Below are 18327 nucleotides of genomic sequence, written 5' to 3'. Positions count from 1 at the left end.
GCAATCTTCGGACAATGACCGTGCGGGCGGGCGTGGATGCCCGGCACAAGGCCGGGCATGACGAAATGGAATTAAGCCTTGCCGATCCGCTTGGCCGCCGCCAGCAGCATTGCGTCGGAGCCGCGCGGGCCGATCAGCGACAGGCCGACCGGCAGGCCGCCGGCCTTGCACAGCGGCAGGCTGATCTGCGGGCAGCCGGCCATGCCGGCGATGGTGGTCAGGCTGACGATGCGATGCCTGATCTCCCACATCACCGAGCGCGGCGAGTGGACGGGCGGCGCGGTCACGGGCGTGGTAGGCAGCAGCAGCACGGCGTTGCCTTCCAGCGCTTCCTGTACCCAGCGCTTGGCGCGCAGGCGAAAGCCCCGGGCCGCCGAAAGCGTGCGCTGCGACACCTTGGAGCCGCGCAGGAAATTGTCCGCCACCTCGAAGCCGAAGCGGGGATTGGAATTGTTGATCCACTCGCCGAAGGTCTCCCAGGCCTCGCGGCCCTGGATGGCATTCTGGTGCTCGACCCAGTCGGCCAGCGGCACGGGCGAGAGCTTGCGGCCGCGCACGATGGGGGCCACAGCCTCCTTGATGCGGGGCAGCACAGCCTCGATGGCGGCGGCCACCGCCGGGTCCGAGGCTTCCATGGCGTCTTCCAGCACCACGACCTGGGCGGGGCGGACGTCCTTGATCTTCTTGCGCAGCAGCGCCTCGCCCATACGGCTGAGGATCTCCGGGTCGTCGGCCAGCAGGCCGACGGTGTCGAAGGTGTTGGACTGGGAGAGCACGCCGTCCATGGGAATGACGCCCAAGGTCGGGCGCAGGCCGAACACGCCGCAGAACGAGGCCGGCACGCGGGTCGAACCGGCGGTGTCGGTGCCAAGCGCCATGGAGCAAAGCCCGCCCGCCACCGCCGCGGCCGAACCGCTGGAGGAGCCGCCGGGCACGTGGCCGGGGGCGCGGGGGTTGTCGGGGGTGCCGTAATGGGAGTTGTCGCCGAAGATACCGCGCGTCAGCTCGTCGGTGTGGGTCTTGCCCACCAGGCGGGCGCCCGATTCCAGCAGGGCGCTCACCGCCCAGGCGGTGTGCTTGGCGGGCTCGGCCAGTCGGCGCCAGTCGGGATTGCCCGCCCCGGTGACATAGCCCGCGACGTCGAAGACGTCCTTGGCGGCGAAGGTGAGGCCAGCCAACGGCCCGGTCTCGGCGCCGTTCAGGTAGACGTCGCCGCCCAGGGCGAATGCGTTCAACGGATCATGCATGTCGGAAAGCCCCCACTACATCGCCGCCGGCGCGGCCTGTAGGGAAAAATACCAGATCACCGGACGGGGTCCAGTCCCATGGAGGCATTGCGGGGATGTCGGATGGGCAGGGCTATTCGGCGGCGGTCGTTTCGGCCACCTTGATATGGTCCTTGTAGTACTTGATCTTGCGCGCCGCATCCACGGCGGGCGGCGCGAAGAAGAAGCCCTGGGCGTATTCGACGCCCACGTCCTTGAGGATGTTCAGCATGGTGCTGTCCTCGATGCATTCGCCGATGGCGGTCATGCCCAGTTCGTGGGTCAGGCTGACCATGGCGCGCAGCACCGAGCGGCCGCGCTTTTCCCGCGCGTCGAAGATGTAGTCGCGGTCGATCTTGACGTAATCGGCGGGCAGGATCTTCAAGATGTCGAAGGCCGCGCCGCCCGAGCCGAAATCGTCCAGCGACAGGCGCACGCCCATGCGCTTGATGCGGGCCAGCAGCCGCCGGGCCTCGTCCAGGTTGTAGATCCGGGCCACGTCGGTGATTTCCAGCACCAAGCGGGCGAGAACCGGCTTGTTCTCCTCCAGAATCTTGATCAGCGAGTGGTAGAAGGCGGGATTGCCCAGCGAGGTGCCCGACACGTTGACGGCGACGGAGGCCAGCGACGAGATGTCGGCCCCGGCCTTCATGGCGTCCACCGCCTTTCTCACCGCCATCAGGTCGAACTCGCCGATGACGCCCACGTCGGTGGCGAAGGGGATGATCTGGGACGGCGCGAAGAACCCCTTGTCATGGGCGATGCGGCCGAACGCCTCGTAGGCCAGTACCGTGCCGGTCGACACGTTGACCATGGGCTGGAAGAAGAAGGTCAGCTTGTCCGAGCGGATCATCTTGCGGAAGTTGCGCACCCGGACCAGGGTGTCCTCCACCGCCACCTTGGCGCCCTCGGCCAGGGATTTGATGGCGAACTTGGCGCTGTCCCTGACGAATCCGTTGATGATGAAGGTCAGCGCCTTGCCCAGGTCCTCCTCGGACATGGCGGAATCGTCCATGTCCAGCGAGGCGCTGTGCATCTTGAGGCTGGCGCCCTTGACCTTGCCGCTGAACTGCCGGAAGACCTCGTTCACCTTCTCGTGGACGTCGCCCGAGCTCATGCCCTTGTCGTGGACCAGGCCGAAGGCCCGCTCGTTGAGCGCGCCGGCCGAGGACTGGCGCACCGAACAGCCCTCCAGGGTGTGGTGCAGGGTGGAGAAGAAGCTCTGCAGCAGGGCCGGCTCGGTGCCGCCGAACTTGGACGCCGACAGGTCGAACATGGTCAGCGTGTAGTCCTCGCCCAGGCGGTTGGCCTCGTTCAGGCGCTGGCGCACCATGTCGACGAAGCGCACCCGGGGGTCGGCGGTCTGGCCGGACTGGTCGTTCTCGCTGGTGGCAAGCGGCGAGATGCGCGACAGCACCAGATGATAGCCGGTGGGGAACTGGGGCAGCTTGATGCCGGCCATGCGCATGCGCGACACCGCGCCCGACGCGCCGATCATCGACAGCGGCGTATGATCCAGGCGGCCGGAGTTCCGAAGGCGCTGGATGGCGTCGCTGAACTTGTCCTTGTCGCGGGTGAAGATGAAGTCGGACAGCGGACGTCCCAGCAGTTCCGCGTCGGAAATGCCGTACAGCGCCTCGCCCGCCCCGGCGGAATAGGTGACGACGTCCTCGTCGTTCAGTTCCAGCAGCAGGTCGGCCCCGGCGAACGCGAAGGCGATGAAGCGGTCACGCTGCAGCTTCAGCTTTTCAACAAGTGATGCATCCCCGCTTCCCATAGCCTTCCCGACCTCCGAAGCATTTTCGCCCAAGGTACTAATCCCCCAGAAGTAAGTTACAAAATGACACATATCGTTTCAACATGATTACGCATTCCGGAGGGTGGGGCATACGGATGGATGGGCGGCAGATTGTCGCGGATTCGTCAATAAGCAATCCGGTACTCAAATGCGTATTTTTTTCCTGGCGTAATGCGTTGCTCTCGGGTTAAATAGCTCATTAGATAGGCTACGCGGCGGAACAAGCCGTGAGCTGCTTCTGGGAGGAAAATGAATGCGTAACCTCATGAAATGGGGCGCGACGGCCGTCGTCGTCGCCGGTTGCTCCACCTTCGCCGGTCTGGCTCAGGCCGCCGATCCCATCAAGATCGGCTCCATCCTGTCGGTCACCGGTCCGGCCTCCTTCCTGGGCGAGCCCGAGAAGAAGACGCTGGAAATGTACGTCGAGCGCATCAACAAGGAAGGCGGCGTCATGGGCCGCAAGATCGAGCTGGTCGTCTATGACGACGGCGGCGCCGGCGAGAAGGCCTCCACCTTCACCAAGCGTCTGATCGAAAGCGACAAGGTCGACCTGCTGATCGGCGGCTCCACCACCGCTACCACCATGGCGGCCGTGCCGCTGGCCGAGCGCAACGAGATTCCGTTCATCTCGCTGGCCGGCGCCGTGGTTATCGTCGAGCCGGTGAAGAAGTGGGTGTTCAAGACTCCCCACACCGACAAGATGGCCGCCGAGAAGGTGTTCTCGGACATGAAGAAGCGCGGCATCACCAAGATCGGCATGATCTCCGAGGATGCGGGCTTCGGCAAGTCGGGCCACGACCAGTCGCTGGCCGTGGTGAAGAACTATGGCATCGAAGTGGTCGCCGACGAGATCTACTCGCCGAAGGACCCCGACGTCACCGCTCAGCTCACCAAGATCAAGAATGCCCCCGGCGTCCAGGCGGTGTTCAACTTCGGCTTCGGCCAGGGTCCGGCGATCGTGACCAAGAACTTCAAGCAGCTGGGCATCGCCCTCCCGCTGTATCAGTCGCACGGCGTCGCCTCCAAGGACTTCATCAAGCTCGCCGGCGACGCGGCCGAGGGCATCCGCCTGCCGGCTGCCGGCCAGGTGGTCCCCGACCAGCTGCCCGCCTCCGACCCGCAGAAGCCGGTGGTGACCGCCTTCAAGAAGGATTACGAGGCCGCCTTCAAGTCGGATGTCTCGACCTTCGCCGGTCACGCCTATGACGGTCTGCAGATCGCGCTGGCCGCCATCAACCGCGCCAAGTCCACCGACAAGGCGAAGGTCCGCGACGAGATCGAGAAGACCTCGGGCTATGTGGGCACCGGCGGCTTGGTTTCCATGAGCCCCACCGACCACATGGGCCTGTCCCCGTCGGCTTTCCACATGCTGGAAATCCGCAAGGGCGATTGGGTCCTGATCGACTGATCCCATGGTTTGCCGGCGGTTTCGTCCCCATGTTCGGGGCGGGCCGCCGGACGACCCCGCCGATTAGAGTTGGGGGAAGCATGTTCGCCGCATTCCTGCAGTATCTGTTCTCCGGGCTGACCTCGGGCGCCATCTACGCGCTGGCCGGTCTCGGTTTCGCCATCATCTACAACGCCAGCCACGTGATCAATTTCGCCCAGGGCGAGTTCATCATGATCGGCGGCATGGCAACGGCCACCATGGTGGCGGCCGGCGTGCCCATCTACCTGGCCATTCCCCTGGCCATGGCCGCCTCCATGCTGGTGGGCGTCGCCATGGAGAAGTTCGCGGTCGAACCGGCGCGCAACGCCGACGTGGTCACCATCATCATCATCACCATCGGCGCCTCGATCTTCCTGCGCGGCGCCGCCCAGATCATCTGGGACAAGGAATTCCACTCCCTGCCGGCCTTCTCGGGCGAGACGCCCATCGCCGTGCTGGGCGCCACCCTGATGCCTCAGAGCCTGTGGGTGTTCGGCATCTCGGCGGTGGCCATCGCGGGGTTGTGGTACTTCTTCAACCGCACCATGTTCGGCAAGGCCATGCTGGGCACCTCGCACAACCGCCTGGCCGCCCAGTTGGTGGGCGTGGCGGTGAAGAAGGTGCTGCTGGCCAGCTTCGCCCTCTCGGCCCTCTTGGGCGCGGTGGGCGGCATCGTGGTCACCCCCATCACCTTCACCAATTACGAGGCGGGGATCATGCTGGGGCTCAAGGGCTTCTCGGCGGCGGTCCTCGGCGGACTGGGCAACGGCACCGGCGCCATCGTCGGCGGCCTGATCGTCGGCATCGCCGAAGCCATGGCGTCAGGCTACCTGTCGTCAGCCTACAAGGACGCCATCGCCTTCATCATCATTCTCTTCGTTCTGTTCTTCATGCCCAGCGGCTTGTTCGGCAAGCGCGGCACGGATCGGGTCTGACGCCATGAATCTCATGACAGCACGAACCGGCGGGCTGGCGGCCCTGGCGATCATCATCACCGTCGCTCCCGTCGGCTTCTCCAACAGCTATTTCTACGACGTCGCCGTCAACGCCATGTTCAACGCCATCGTCTGCGTCGGGCTGAACCTGCTGATCGGCTATGCCGGCCAGATCAGCCTGGGCCACGCGGGCTTCTTCGCGCTGGGCGCCTATGGCAGCGGCATCCTGACCGAGAAGTACGGCATGCCGGCCATCGGCGCGCTGACCCTGTCGGCGGCGGTGGTGGGCGTCCTGGCCTTCGCGGTGGCGCGGCCCATCCTCAAGCTCAAGGGCCATTACCTGGCCATGGCGACGCTGGGCATCGGCATCATCATCCACATCGTCTTGAAGACCGAATCCGGCATCACCGGCGGTCCCGACGGCATGAGCCTGGGCAATTTCAAGATGCTGGGCTTCACCATCAAGGGCGACCAGATGTGGTACTGGGTGGTCGGCTTCCTGCTGGTGCTGGCGGTGTGGCTGTCGCTCAACCTGATCGAATCGCCGGTGGGCCGCGCGCTTAGGGCGGTGCATGGCTCGGAGGTGGGGGCCGAGGTGGTCGGCGTCGACACCTCCAGCTACAAGGTCCTGGTCTTCGTGGTCTCGGCGGTGTTCGCCTCGGTGGTCGGCTCGCTGTTCGCCCACAAGAACGGCTTCATCACGCCGGACATCGGCAGCTTCTTCCACTCGGTGGAACTGGTGACCATGGTGGTGCTGGGCGGCATGGCCTCCATCTACGGCGCGCTGATCGGCGCGGTGATCCTGACCCTGCTGCCCCAGGTGCTGGCGGCGGTGGAGCAGTACGAAGCCATGATCCTGGGCGCCATCATGATGGGCACCATGATCTTCATGCCCAAGGGCCTGCTGCCCAGCCTGCTGGTCAGCCTCAAGCGCCGGGGAGGCGGGAAATGAGCCTTCTCAAGGTCGAAAAGCTCTCCAAGGAATTCGGCGGCGTGCATGCGGTCGAGGACCTGTCCTTCACGGTGGAGGCGGGGCACATCCACTCCATCATCGGCCCCAACGGCGCCGGCAAGACCACCCTGTTCAACCTGATCACCGGGGTCTACACCCCCAGTTCGGGCCGGGTGCTGTTCCAGGACCGTCTGGTGTCGGGCATGAAGCCCTATGAGCTGGCGGCTCTGGGCATGAGCCGCACGTTCCAGAACCTGCAGATCTTCTTCAACATGCAGGCCATCGAGAACGTGATGGTCGGCCATCACCTGCATCTGGACCGCCGGTTCCTGCCCTCGCTGCTGCGCCTGCCCAAGGTGACGCGCCGCGACCGCGAGTGCCGCGACTACTGCGCCGGGCTGATGGAGTTCGTCGGTCTGGCCAAGTACATCGACGCCGACGCCGCCTCCATGCCCTACGGGGCGCTGAAGCGGCTGGAAATCGCCCGGGCGCTGGCCGCCCAGCCCAAGATGCTGCTGCTCGACGAGCCGGCGGCGGGCCTGAACGCCACCGAAAGCCGCGAGATCGACGAGGTCATCAAGAAGGTGGCGTCGTCGGGCATTACCGTGGTCCTGGTGGAACACGACATGAAAATGGTGATGGGCATCTCCGACCAGATCACGGCTTTGGATTACGGACGCAAGTTGGCCGAGGGTACTCCGGCCGAAGTGCGCGCCAATCCGGAAGTGGTCAGCGCCTATCTCGGCACGCACGGGTGATGGACATGGGAATGCTGCTCGAAATCTCCAATCTCACCAGCCATTACGGCCGCATCCAGGCGCTCAAGGGCATCGACGTCCAGGTGGCCGAGGGCGAGCTGGTCGCCCTGGTGGGCGCCAACGGCGCCGGCAAGACCACCATGCTGCGTTGCATCTCGGGCGTCCAGCCGGTGAGCGGCGGAACCATCAAGTTCGCCGGCCAGGACATCACCAGGATGGCCCCGGAAAAGCGGGTGGGCCTCGGCATCTGTCAGTCGCCCGAAGGCCGCCAGGTGTTCGGTCCCATGTCGGTGGAGGACAATCTGCGCCTGGGGGCCTATCGCCGCCACGGTCCGGACGTCAAGGCCGACATGGACCGCATGTACGAGATGTTTCCCATCCTGCACAAGAAGCGGGACCTGCCGGCCGGCACCTTGTCGGGCGGCCAGCAGCAGATGCTGGCTATCGCCCGGGCGCTGATGGCCAATCCCCGCGTGCTGCTGCTCGACGAGCCCAGCATGGGTCTGGCGCCGCTTCTGGTGGCGGAAATCTTCCGCACCATCCAGGCGCTGAAGGATCAGGGAACCACCATCTTCTTGGTGGAGCAGAACGCCTATGCCGCGCTGGCCATCGCCGATCGCGGCTATGTGCTGGAGACCGGCTCCGTGGTCCTGACCGACCAGGGTTCGCGTCTGCTCAATGACGACAAGGTGAAGGAAGCCTATCTGGGGCTGTGACGGCGCCCCGCCTTAAGGCTTGAAGGCTAACAGATCGCCGTCAGCGTCCGCTGGCGGCGATTTGCTTTTGCGACGGGCCGAGATCGTAGAGGCCCGCGGCCGGCGAGAACAGCACCGTGATGGCCAGGGCGCCCAGGCCGACGATGCTCAGCGCGATCCAGTTGCGCTTATTGGATTCATTCGAGTTGATCGCGGATTCGTACATGCTTACAGATCTCTACGTAAAGTTACCTACCCGAAGGAAGTATTAAACTATCCAGAAGGAGTAGCTACCCCATATCGCCCCGGAAAATCCACTAAATTCGTTCATCTGCGCGCCGCGGGAGGGGTTGCGGATTTTGCAACGCAACGTGATACGAAACTTGCTTTTCCGATGTGAAATCTGTAATAGGTAATGAAATACCGAATTAACCGGCCGCCAAGTGCCGGTAACGGCTTAGAGGTCTACGGGAGGATCGGGAAACCATGCATGAAGTGCGCCTTCATGGCCGTGGCGGACAGGGTGCCGTCTTGGCTTCCGCCATTCTTGCCGCCGCTCTGGTGGAGGAAGGCCGACACGTCATGGCCATTCCCGCCTTCGGCTTCGAACGCCGCGGCGCGCCGGTCGTGGCGTTCCTCCGGCTGTCCGATACGGAGATCCGCCGTGTCACGAACATCTACACTCCCAACATCGTGGTGGTGATCGATCCCACGGTGGCCCGGGCGGTGGACGTGTTCGCCGGCATGCCCAAGGGCGGAACCCTGATCATGGCGACCTCCAAGCCGCCGGGCGACATCGAGGTGCCTTCCATGGTCAACCGGGTGGCGACCTGCAACGCCATCCATATCGCCATGGACATCTTCAAGCGCCAGATCACCAACACCATCATGCTGGGCGCCTTCGCCAAGGCCACCGGGCTGGTGAGCGTGGAATCCCTGGAGAAGGCGCTGGAAGAGGCCCATTTCCGCGATGCCGGCCTCAAGCAGAATATCGAGGCGGTGCGGCGCGGCTACGCCGAAACCGTTGTGCTGGACCTCGGCAAGGAGAAGGCGGCATGAGCCTCCGCAACGTTCCCGACAACATGTGTCCCATCGCCACCGAGTACACCACCATGCTCACCGGCGACTGGCGGGCGCTGCGTCCGGTGGTCGACCGCGACCGCTGCGTCAAGTGCGCCACCTGCTGGCTGTATTGCCCGGTGCAGTGCGTGGTCGAGAAGGCGGCGTGGTTCGACTTCAACTACGACTACTGCAAGGGCTGCGGCATCTGCGCCGAGGAATGCCCGCATCGCGCCATCAAGATGGTTGAAGAGGCGGAGGGCTGACCATGAACAAGGTTTCGACCGGCAAGGTCATCGTCTGTGACGGCAACGAGGCGGCGGCCTGGGGCGCCTGCCTGTCGCGTCCCGACATGGTCGCCGTCTACCCCATCACGCCGCAAAGCTCGCTGGTGGAGTATCTGGCCCAGTTCATCGCCGACGGCCGCATGGACGCCGATCTGATGGACGTGGAGGGCGAGCATACCGTGCTTTCCGTGCTGCACGGCGCGGTGCTGGCCGGGGCCCGGACCTATTCCGCCACATCGGCGCAAGGCCTGGCCTTCATGTTCGAGCCCTATTTCCGCACCCCGGGCCTGCGCCTGCCCATGGTGGTGTCCCTGGTCACCCGCGACGCGGTGTCGCCCACCTGCGTGTGGGGCGGCCAGCAGGACGCCATGACGGTGAAGGAAGTGGGCTGGATCCACATGTACTGCGAGACCCAGCAGGAAATCCTCGACACCATCCCCATCGCCTACAAGGTGGCGGAGCATCCCGACGTGATGCTGCCCGTCAACGTCAACCATGACGGCAATTACCTGTCCTATGGCGTGGCGCGGGTGGAATTGCCCGAGCAATCGGTGGTCGACGCCTTCCTGGGCGAGAAGCAGGTCAACTGGCATGCCTGCCTCGACCCCGAGCGCCCCATGGCGGTGGACCCGCTGACGGGCGGCGCCGGCGGTATCGGGCCAAGCATGTTCGTCAAGTACCGCAAGGGTCTGTGCTCGGGCATGCAGACCGCGCTGCAGGTGATCGAGGACGCCCACGCCGATTGGGGCAGGCGCACCGGGCGCTACTGGTCGCCCCTGATCGAGGAATACCGCATGGAGGACGCCGAGGTGGCGCTGGTCACCATCGGCTCCATGACGGGCGCCGCCAAGGACGCGGTGGACGAGGCGCGCCTCGACGGCAAGAAGGTCGGTCTGGTCAAGATCAAGACCTTCCGCCCGTTCCCCGCCGCCCGCATCGCCCAGGCGCTGTCCAAGGTCAAGGCCATCGGCGTGGTCGACCGCTCGGTCAATTTTGGCTGGAACTGCGGCCCGGCCTTCCAGGAGGTGCTGGCGGCGCTCTACGCCCACCAGACCGCCCGCATCCCCATGATGAGCTTCATCGGCGGACTGGCCGGGGCCGACATCACCGTCGAGCATTTCGCGAGCGTGGTGCGGCGTACCTTCCGTCTGGCCGGGGGCGAAGCCGCCGCCGGTCCCGTGTGGCTGAACGAGAACGATTGAGGTCGATGATGCCCGAGGCCAAATACCTTCTCGTCGGCTCCAGCCATGCGGCGCTGGAAGCCTTGCGCGCCATCCGTCTGGTCGATCCCGACGGCACCATGGCCATGCTGACCCGTGACGGGCGGCTGCCCTACTCGCCGACCATCCTGCCCTATGTGGTGTCGGGACGCTCGGCCCCGGAACGGGTGCTGCTGCGCGATCCGGCGTTCTTCGCCGCCAACAACTGCACCTATGTGCCCAACGCGCGTGTGGTGTCGCTCGACCCCAAGACCAAGGCGGTCAGCCTGGAGAGCGGCGAGGTCTGGCGCTACCAGACCCTGCTGATCGCCACCGGCGCGGCGCCGGCCATTCCCCCGGTCAAGGGGCTGGACAGCGTGCGCTATCACGTGCTGCGCACCCTGGCCGACGCCGAGGGCTTGCGCTCGGCCATGGGCGCGGCCAAGTCGGCCGTGGTGCTGGGCGCCGGCCTGGTGGGCCTGCACGCCGCCGAGAACCTGGCCGAAGCCGGCCTCAAGGTGACGGTGGTGGAGATGCAGGACCACGTCCTGCCCGGCTATTTCGACGCCAAGGCCAGCACGCGGATCGAGGAGGCCTTCACCAAGCACGGCGTCAACCTGCTGCTGGGCCGTAGGGTCACCGAGGTGGCTCCGGGCAAGGTGACGGTGGACGACGGCGGCGTGCTCGACGCCGACCTGCTGCTGGTCGCCACCGGCGTGCGCCCCGTGACCGACTGGCTGGAAGGCTCGGGCGTCACGGTGGACAAGGGCGTCCTGGTGGACGAGGCCATGCGCACCAACATCGACGGCGTGTGGGCGGCGGGCGACGTGGCCCAGGCCACCGACTTCGCCAGCGGTAAGCCGGCCCTGATCGGCATCATTCCCACGGCGGTGGAGCAGGGCAAGATCGCCGGCCAGGGTATGGCCGGGGATTCCTACCGCAAGGATTACGCCGGCGGATTGCCGGTCAACACCTACCGCTTCTTCGGCCGGGTGGCGCTGTCCATCGGCCGGGCCGCCGCCACCGAAGGCGTCGAGGCGGTGGAAACCGATGGAAGCGCCTATCGCCGCCTGGTCCTCGAGGACAACCGGCTGGTGGGCTATGCCAGCGTGGACGAGCCCTTCGATGTCGGCATCATGGGTGAACTGATCCGCCGCCGGGTGGATCTGAGCGCGTGCAAGGACGCCTTCCTGGCCCGGCCGGTGGAAACCGGACGGCGCCTGATGAGCGAGCAGTGGAGGTAAGAATGGGCGCGGCATTCGACAGCATCAGCTTCAAGGCCTCGCTCTGCGACGGCTGCGGCGACTGCATGACGGCCTGTTCCACGGCCAAGCAGGGCGCATCGCGCATCTCCATCGTGCCCGGCGCCAAGGTCGGGACCTTCGAGACCGCCATCTGCCGCCAGTGCGGCGATCCCAAATGCGTCCAGGTCTGTCCCTCGGGGGCGCTGGACAAGGACGGCGGCAACGGCGTCATCGGGTGGGACGCGTCCAAGTGCGTGGATTGCCTGCTGTGCACGGCGGGCTGCGCCTATGGCGGCATCGCGGTGGACGAGACGGTGGCCCGCGTCGCCAAGTGCGACCAGTGCGACGGCGACCCGGCCTGCGTCAAGGTCTGCCCGACGGGGGCGCTGGAGTACCGCAAGGCGGGAACCATCTTCAATCAGTACGGGGACAAGGAAGACCTGTTCGTTCCCGGCCTGTCCGGCTGCCAGGGCTGCAATTCCGAACTGATCATGCGCCACACCATGCGCAAGATCGGCCGCAACTCGGTGCTGGCCACGCCGCCGGGCTGCATCCCCGGCATGGGCTCGGTGGGCTATAACGGCAAGACCGGCACCAAGGTGCCGGTGTTCCACCCGCTGCTGACCAACACCGCCTCCATGCTGTCGGGCATCCGCCGCTATTACGACCGGGTGGGGCGCAAGGACATCGTGGTGATGGCCCTGGCCGGCGACGGCGGCACGTCCGATTGCGGCTTCCATGCGGTGTCGGGCGCCGCCGAGCGCGGCGAGAAGGTTCTGTATGTCTGCGTCGACAACGAAGGCTACATGAACACCGGCATGCAGCGCTCCGGCACCACGCCCTACGGCTCGTGGACCTCGACCACTCCGGTGGGCGAGCACATGAAGGGCAAGACCCAGGACGCCAAGAACCTGCCGCTGATCATGACGGCCCACAAGTGCCGCTACGTGGCCACGGCGTCGACCGGCTACATGGAAGACCTGTACGAGAAGCTGGACCGCGCCGCCAAGGCGTCGTTCGAGGGCTTCGCCTATCTTCACATCTACTCGCCGTGCCCCACCGGCTGGCGTGTTCCCTCGTCCAAGGTGATCGAAGCCTGCCGCATGAGCGTGGACAGCAACTTCAATCCCCTGTGGGAATACACCAACGCCACGGGCCTGCGCTTCACCCACTCGCCGGATAACGCCTATCCGGTCTCCGAATACGTCAAGATGATCGGCAAGTACCGTCATCTTTCCCCCGACCAGCTCGCCCACATCCAGGCCAAGGTGGACGAGCAGGTTGCGCTGCTCAAACTGATGGCGGCGGAGTCCCCTCCGCCTCACGCGGCGCACAGGGCTCCGGCCGGATTCTCCACCCCGGCCGGAGCCGAACCTACCCAGTCCGTACGGCGAGAAATCGCCCGGAACTGACATTCAACTCCCCGCTTCGGCGGGGAGTTTTTTATGTGGGTTAAGAAGATGCCGCCTTTCCATTTCATTCGTCATCACCGGGCTTGACCCGGTGATCCACGTGACGCCGTTCGGCACAGTGCCGGATGGATGCCCGGATCAAGTCCGGGCATGACGAGGGGATGGGTGGTGCAGATTTACGCCTCGACGGCCCTCAGCCGAAAAAAAGGACCCGCGGCCGAAGCCTGCGGGTCCAGTGTTCATCCGGGAGGATGATCTATTTGCCCTGGGAGGCATCCCATTGGGCGAAGGTCGATCCGGCCTTGGCCAGCTTCTCCAGCAGGGGCGCGGGCGTCCAGTAGCGCGGGTCCAGGGTCTTGCCGAACTCGACGATCTTGTCGTAGATGACCTTGAGACCCACGGTGTCGGCATAGAACATCGGGCCGCCGCGATAGCGCGGGAAGCCGTAGCCGGCGGTGTAGACCACGTCGATGTCGGAGGCGCGCAGCGCGATGCCTTCCTCCAGCAGCTTGGCGCCTTCGTTGATCATGGAGTACAGGCAGCGCTCCAGGATCTCCTGCTTGCCGGGCTTCCTCGCCGGCACGTTTAGACGCTTGCCTTCGGCGTGCATCATCTCGATGACCTCGGGGCAGGAGGCGCGCTTGCCGCCGTCATAGCGGTAATAGCCACGGCCCACCTTCTGGCCCAGCCACTTGTTGGCCACCAGCAGCGAGGAGCAGCGGTAGAAGCTGGGGTCGTCGGGAACCATGTGCGGATTGGCGATGCGGGTGTTGTCGCCCACCTCGACGCCGGCCATGTCGTAGACGGCCAGGATGCCCATGGCCATGCCCCATTCCTCGAGCGCGCCGTCGATCTCGACCGGGGTGGCGCCTTCCAGCACCATGCGCTCGGCCTCGCGGCCGTAGGGGTCCATCATGCGGTTGCCGATGAAGCCGTAGCAGACCTTGGAGACCACGCCGGTCTTCTTGATCAGCTTGGCCATGTCGAGAGCGGTCAGCAGCACGTCCATGGAGGTCTTGGCGCCCTGGACGATCTCCAGCAGCGGCATGACGTTGGCCGGGCTGAAGAAGTGCAGGCCGATGACGTCGGCGGGGCGCTTGGTGATATTGGCGATCTCGTCGATGTCGAGCGTCGAGGTGTTGGTGCCGAGGATGGCGCCGGCGGGCAGCACGGCGTCGAGCTTGGTGAAGATGTCCTTCTTCAGCTCCATCTTCTCGAACACCGCCTCGATGGCCAGATCGGCATCCTTGAGGGCGGCATAGTCGGTGGACGGGGTCAGCAGGGCCATGCGGCCCTCAAGCTGTTCCTGGGTCAGCGAGCCGCGCGACACCGAACGCTCGTAGTTCTTGCGGATGACGGCGAAGCCGCGGTCCAGGTTCTCGGTGGACACGTCGATGATGGTCACCGGCACGCCGATATTGGCGAAGCACATGGCGATGCCGCCGCCCATGGTGCCGGCGCCGATGATGCCCACCTTGCGGATGGGGCGCGCCTTGATGTCCTTGGTGATGCCGGGGATCTTGCGCACTTCGCGGTCGGCGAAGAACAGGTGGCGCATGGCGCGGGCCTCGACCGCATGCTCCAGCTGCTTGGAGATGTCGGCTTCCAGCTTCAGCCCTTCCGCGAAGGACAGCGTGGCGGCGGCGGCCATGGCCTCCAGCGCCTTCAAGGGCGAGGTGCGGTTGCGCATGGTCTTGGCCACCTGGGCCTGACGGGCGGCGATGATCTCGGCGGCCTTGGCGGCATCCTTGGGCGTCATGTCGCACGTGCGGCGCACACCCTTGCCCTCGGCCACCAGCTTCTTGGTGAAGGCCAGCGCGGCGGCGTTGACGTCGGACGCGACGACCTCGTCCACCAGACCCAGCTCCAGGGCCTTGGCGGCGGGGGCCGGCTTGCCCGACAGCACCAGGTCCATGGCGGCGTCCAGGCCGATCAGGCGGGGTGCGCGCTGGGTGCCGCCGGCGCCGGGGATGATGCCCAGCGACAGCTCGGGCAGGCCGATGCGCGCACCCTTGTCGGCGACGCGGTAATGACAGGCCATGGCCAACTCGGTGCCGGCGCCCAGCGCGGTGCCGTGCAGGGCGGCGACCACCGGCTTGGCGCAGGCTTCCACCAGATTGAACAGGTCCTGGTGGTGGGGGGCCTTGATACCGGTGTCGAATTCGCCGATGTCGGCGCCGGCCATGAAGGTGCGTCCGGCGCAAATGACCACCACCGCGTCGAAGTCGGAGCGGCCGGCCAGGTCGTTGAAGGCCTTCTGCAGCCCGGCGCGCACCGGATGATCGGCGGCGTTCACGGGCGGAGAATCGATGGTGACGGTGGCGATACGGTCAGAGACGGAAAGAGTGACGACGTCGCTCATGATGTCGGTTCCTTGGAAGAATGCGATTCGGTTCGAAATCAGGCGCCCGTGAATCAGGCGTCCGTGACCTGGAGGACCACGGCCATGGCGGAATCACCGGCGGCGCAGCCGGAGAACAGGCCGTAGCCGCCGCCCTTGAGGGCCAGCTCCTCGATCACCTCGATGATGCCGCGGGTGCCCATGGGCGACTGGGGATGGCCCCACAGCAGCGACGAGCCGAAATTGTTGAAGCTCTTCACGTCGATCTCCAGCGCGCGGGCGAAGGCGAAATCGTTGGCGGTGAAGGGGTTGTGCAGCTTGATGACACTGACCTGGGACAGGCTGATGCCGGCCTGCTTCAGGGCCATCTGGGCGGCGGGCGCCGGGGCCTTGGGCATGTAGGCGGGCTCGACCCGCTTCTGGCCGAAGCCCAGGACGCGGACCCGGATGGCCTTGTTCTTCGACAGCTCGCGCGCACGATCGGGATTGGCGACGATGATGGCGGCGTTGCCGTCGGCCGGATGAGTCTGGCAGCCGAAGGTGATGGTGCCGTCGGGCATCACCGGCTTCAGCTTGGCCAGGCCTTCGGCGGTGGAGACGCTGACGCCCTCGTCGCCCGACAGGGTGGCGACGGTCTTCTTGAAATTGGGGGCGGGCACGTCGAAGGGCAGGGTCATGAAGCGCTTGAGGAAGGCGCTGTCGTTGGCGGTGGCCGCGGCGTACTGCTCCTGGCGATAGAGCACCAGATCGTGCTGTTCCTGGGTGTTGAGGCCGAATTCCCGGGCGGTGTTCTCGGCGGTGACCAGCATGGACTTGGTGGTCACCGGGTCATAGCCGAAATTGTCCATCACCCAGTTCTCGGCATCGCCGGTGCCGCCGGGGGCGGCGGGCTTGGGATAGAACACGTGCGGGCCGTTGGAGGTGCGGTCGCAGGTCAGCACCAGGGAAACGCCGGCGATGCCGTCGTTCACTTCCTGGGTCGCGGCCTGCAGGCAGCGCACGCCGGTGGCGCAGGCCTGGGAAATGGTCGGGCCGCCCACCTGTCCGGCGCCCAGCATGGCGGTCAGCCAGGGGGTGCCGAAGAACGAGTGCTTCTGCGGCACCGAGATGCCCATCACCGCCGCGTCGAACACGGAAGCCGGGATCTGGCGCTTGGCCAGTTCCGCCTTGGCCACGTGGGCGGCGAATTCCATGGAATGCAGGTTGGCATAGGCGCCCTGCCAGCGGGCGAACGGCGTGGACCAGTAGCAGCCGTAGGGGATCTCGACATTGTAGGACATGACGCACTCCCAGATGTTTTTGCCGCAAAGGATGCGGTGACGCGGGTAACTCCCGGATTGCCACCACTCTAGCGATCTTCAGAAATGCGGTAAAGGTAAATATTTGCTCTTCACAACAGTTGACCAGGTCAACAATCTTGGCGAGGGGCGGGCGCAGCCAGCGCTGACGCGGGTTCCAGCCTAGAACTGGGGCGTATACAGGCGGTGCAGCAGGTCGCGCAGCTGGGTCCGCTCGGCGTCGGAAAGCTGCGAGGTGATGCGCAGATCGTGCTCGGCCACCAGCCGCTTCAACTCGGCCAGGGTCTTCTGCCCGGCCTCGGTCAGCATGATGGCGTAGGTGCGGCGGTCCACCGGCGAGGGGACTCGGCTGGCCAGTCCCTTGCCCTCCAGCGCGTCGATCAGGATCACGGCGCCCGAGCGGTCGATGCCCATGGTGGCGGCCAGCGTGGTCTGGGACAGGCCGGGATTGGCGCCGATGATGGTCATGGCGGCGAATTGCGACGGGCGGATGTCGAGCGAACCGACAGTGCGGACATAGTCCTGATAGACCACGACCTGGGCACGGCGCAGGCGATAGCCGACGATGTCGTCGAGAATGTCCAGTTCCATACCCGACAGCAGCGAGGGCTGCGTCTTGACTTCCGCCTTGTCCGACGCGGTCTTTCTGGTGCGCTTGATCGCCAAATCAGCCTCTTTCGACAATTGCCGGCACAAATGTGTATTGCTTTTACGCCGGGTGCACAACTGCAATACGGATGGACGGCCTTGTTTAACTCCGGCGGGATTTCCATATGCAAGGCGGCAGTGCTTCGCGCCAGGGCGCGAAGATCGGGACACTCCTTCCAACAGGGGGACGAGATGATTTCCATGGCCATCCATTCCCATCCTCATGACGCCCGGCTGGTGACGCCGGCCCAGGCATCCGAATGGCTCAACGCCGGCTGGCGCGACACATGGCGCGATCCCGGCCTCAGCCTCGGCTTCGGAGCGCTGTATGCCGGCATCGGCATGGCGCTGTTCCTGGTGCTGAACGCCATGGACATGGGCTCGCTGCTTTTCCCGCTGGCCGCCGGCTTCATGCTGGTGGGGCCGCTGGCGGCGGTGTTTCTCTACGAGATCAGCCGCCGGCATGAAAGCGGCCAGCCCGTCAGCCTGGGGCTGGTGGTGGGTGGCGTCAGGTCCCGCCTGGACCAGATCGGCAATATGGGGCTGGTCCTGTCCATCCTGCTGATGGCCTGGCTGCTGGCCGGGCTGGTGGTGTTCGCCCTGTTCTATCCGCCGGGCATGCCGCTGCCGCTGGACAATTTCATCGAGGACGTGGTGCTGCGCCCCGCCTCCTTCCGCTTCTTGGCGGCGGGAACGCTGGTGGGCGGCGTTCTGGCGGTCATCGCCTTTTCCATCAGCGTCTTCGCCATGCCCATGCTGCTCGACCGCGACGTGGGCGTCATCGAGGCCATGGAATTCAGCGTCCAGGCGGTGCGGCTCAACTGGCGCACCATGATCGGCTGGGCGGCCACCATCGCGGTGGTGACCTTCTTCGGCATGGCGACCGCCTTCATCGGCATGGTGGTGGCCCTGCCGGTCATCGGCCACGCCAGCTGGCACGCCTATCGCGACGTGATGGGACGCCGCTGATTCCTTGCGTCACAGGGGCTTACAACTTCTTCCTGTTC

The 18327-nt window shown here is 65.6% G+C and carries 17 protein-coding genes; 11 read left to right on the top strand and 6 right to left on the bottom strand.

All coding sequences use genetic code 11. The features are described from left to right. Positions 1 to 71: 71 nt before the first annotated feature. The gene (locus tag XM1_RS17920; protein ID WP_068435892.1) at positions 72 to 1247 is read right to left on the bottom strand and encodes an amidase; all 1176 of its coding nucleotides are present in this window, start codon (positions 1245 to 1247) and stop codon (positions 72 to 74) included. A gap of 112 nt (positions 1248 to 1359) precedes the next feature. Then, positions 1360 to 3042, bottom strand: a complete 1683-nt coding sequence (locus XM1_RS17915; RefSeq protein ID WP_068435890.1) for an EAL domain-containing protein — start codon at positions 3040 to 3042, stop codon at positions 1360 to 1362. Positions 3043 to 3316: 274 nt separating this feature from the next. Here XM1_RS17915 and XM1_RS17910 point away from each other — a divergent pair, with 274 nt between their 5' ends. The 5 genes from XM1_RS17910 to XM1_RS17890 all read left to right on the top strand — a co-directional run bounded on the left by XM1_RS17910 (position 3317) and on the right by XM1_RS17890 (position 7853). Further along, positions 3317 to 4471, top strand: coding sequence for an ABC transporter substrate-binding protein (locus XM1_RS17910; RefSeq protein ID WP_068435888.1), 1155 nt, complete (start codon positions 3317 to 3319; stop codon positions 4469 to 4471). 80 nt (positions 4472 to 4551) lie between these two features. Continuing rightward, on the top strand, positions 4552 to 5427 hold the full coding sequence (locus XM1_RS17905; RefSeq protein WP_068435887.1) for a branched-chain amino acid ABC transporter permease: 876 nt from the start codon (positions 4552 to 4554) through the stop codon (positions 5425 to 5427). A gap of 4 nt (positions 5428 to 5431) precedes the next feature. Next, positions 5432 to 6379: a branched-chain amino acid ABC transporter permease gene (locus XM1_RS17900; RefSeq protein WP_068435885.1), complete on the top strand. Its 948-nt coding sequence runs from the start codon at positions 5432 to 5434 to the stop codon at positions 6377 to 6379. Continuing rightward, complete coding sequence (locus XM1_RS17895) at positions 6376 to 7137, top strand: ABC transporter ATP-binding protein (protein WP_068435883.1); 762 nt, start codon at positions 6376 to 6378, stop codon at positions 7135 to 7137. The genes XM1_RS17900 and XM1_RS17895 overlap by 4 nt, the downstream gene beginning before the upstream one ends. An 11-nt stretch (positions 7138 to 7148) precedes the next feature. Next, the gene (locus XM1_RS17890; protein WP_068437998.1) at positions 7149 to 7853 is read left to right on the top strand and encodes an ABC transporter ATP-binding protein; all 705 of its coding nucleotides are present in this window, start codon (positions 7149 to 7151) and stop codon (positions 7851 to 7853) included. A gap of 40 nt (positions 7854 to 7893) precedes the next feature. Here XM1_RS17890 and XM1_RS24595 read toward each other — a convergent pair whose 3' ends face one another. Then, complete coding sequence (locus tag XM1_RS24595) at positions 7894 to 8058, bottom strand: hypothetical protein (protein ID WP_172821940.1); 165 nt, start codon at positions 8056 to 8058, stop codon at positions 7894 to 7896. Positions 8059 to 8318: 260 nt separating this feature from the next. Between XM1_RS24595 and padE the strand changes: the two genes are divergently transcribed. The 5 genes from padE to padI are packed head-to-tail and all read left to right on the top strand — an operon-like array spanning position 8319 to position 13033. Next, a complete protein-coding gene (gene padE, locus XM1_RS17885) occupies positions 8319 to 8891 on the top strand; it encodes an NADH-dependent phenylglyoxylate dehydrogenase subunit gamma (protein WP_068435881.1) in 573 nt (190 codons plus the stop codon). Continuing rightward, positions 8888 to 9157: an NADH-dependent phenylglyoxylate dehydrogenase subunit delta gene (padF, locus tag XM1_RS17880; protein WP_068435879.1), complete on the top strand. Its 270-nt coding sequence runs from the start codon at positions 8888 to 8890 to the stop codon at positions 9155 to 9157. Before padE ends, padF begins: the two co-directional genes overlap by 4 nt. Positions 9158 to 9159: 2 nt before the next feature. After that, positions 9160 to 10380 (top strand): NADH-dependent phenylglyoxylate dehydrogenase subunit alpha, encoded by a 1221-nt coding sequence (gene padG, locus XM1_RS17875; protein ID WP_068435877.1) that lies wholly within the window; start codon positions 9160 to 9162, stop codon positions 10378 to 10380. Positions 10381 to 10385: 5 nt separating this feature from the next. Then, positions 10386 to 11621: an NADH-dependent phenylglyoxylate dehydrogenase subunit epsilon gene (padH, locus tag XM1_RS17870; RefSeq protein WP_082700594.1), complete on the top strand. Its 1236-nt coding sequence runs from the start codon at positions 10386 to 10388 to the stop codon at positions 11619 to 11621. A 2-nt stretch (positions 11622 to 11623) separates the two neighbouring features. After that, a complete protein-coding gene (gene padI / locus XM1_RS17865) occupies positions 11624 to 13033 on the top strand; it encodes an NADH-dependent phenylglyoxylate dehydrogenase subunit beta (protein WP_068435875.1) in 1410 nt (469 codons plus the stop codon). A 256-nt stretch (positions 13034 to 13289) separates the two neighbouring features. Here the strand turns inward: padI and XM1_RS17860 are convergent, their stop codons facing one another. The 3 genes from XM1_RS17860 to XM1_RS17850 form a co-directional block, all read right to left on the bottom strand. Next, positions 13290 to 15395: a 3-hydroxyacyl-CoA dehydrogenase NAD-binding domain-containing protein gene (locus XM1_RS17860; protein WP_068435872.1), complete on the bottom strand. Its 2106-nt coding sequence runs from the start codon at positions 15393 to 15395 to the stop codon at positions 13290 to 13292. 53 nt (positions 15396 to 15448) lie between these two features. Continuing rightward, the gene (locus tag XM1_RS17855) at positions 15449 to 16654 is read right to left on the bottom strand and encodes a thiolase family protein (protein WP_068435871.1); all 1206 of its coding nucleotides are present in this window, start codon (positions 16652 to 16654) and stop codon (positions 15449 to 15451) included. Positions 16655 to 16834: 180 nt separating this feature from the next. Then, on the bottom strand, positions 16835 to 17338 hold the full coding sequence (locus XM1_RS17850) for a MarR family winged helix-turn-helix transcriptional regulator (protein ID WP_068435869.1): 504 nt from the start codon (positions 17336 to 17338) through the stop codon (positions 16835 to 16837). Positions 17339 to 17512: 174 nt separating this feature from the next. On the opposite strand from XM1_RS17850, the gene XM1_RS17845 reads away from it, so the two are divergent. Next, on the top strand, positions 17513 to 18289 hold the full coding sequence (locus tag XM1_RS17845; protein WP_068435867.1) for a DUF2189 domain-containing protein: 777 nt from the start codon (positions 17513 to 17515) through the stop codon (positions 18287 to 18289). Positions 18290 to 18327 lie beyond the last annotated feature (38 nt).

The organism is Magnetospirillum sp. XM-1 (assembly GCF_001511835.1).
Classification (GTDB): domain Bacteria; phylum Pseudomonadota; class Alphaproteobacteria; order Rhodospirillales; family Magnetospirillaceae; genus Phaeospirillum.
The sequence above is the reverse complement of the archived record's forward strand: the minus strand, read 5'-3'. Positions and strand labels throughout refer to the sequence as shown.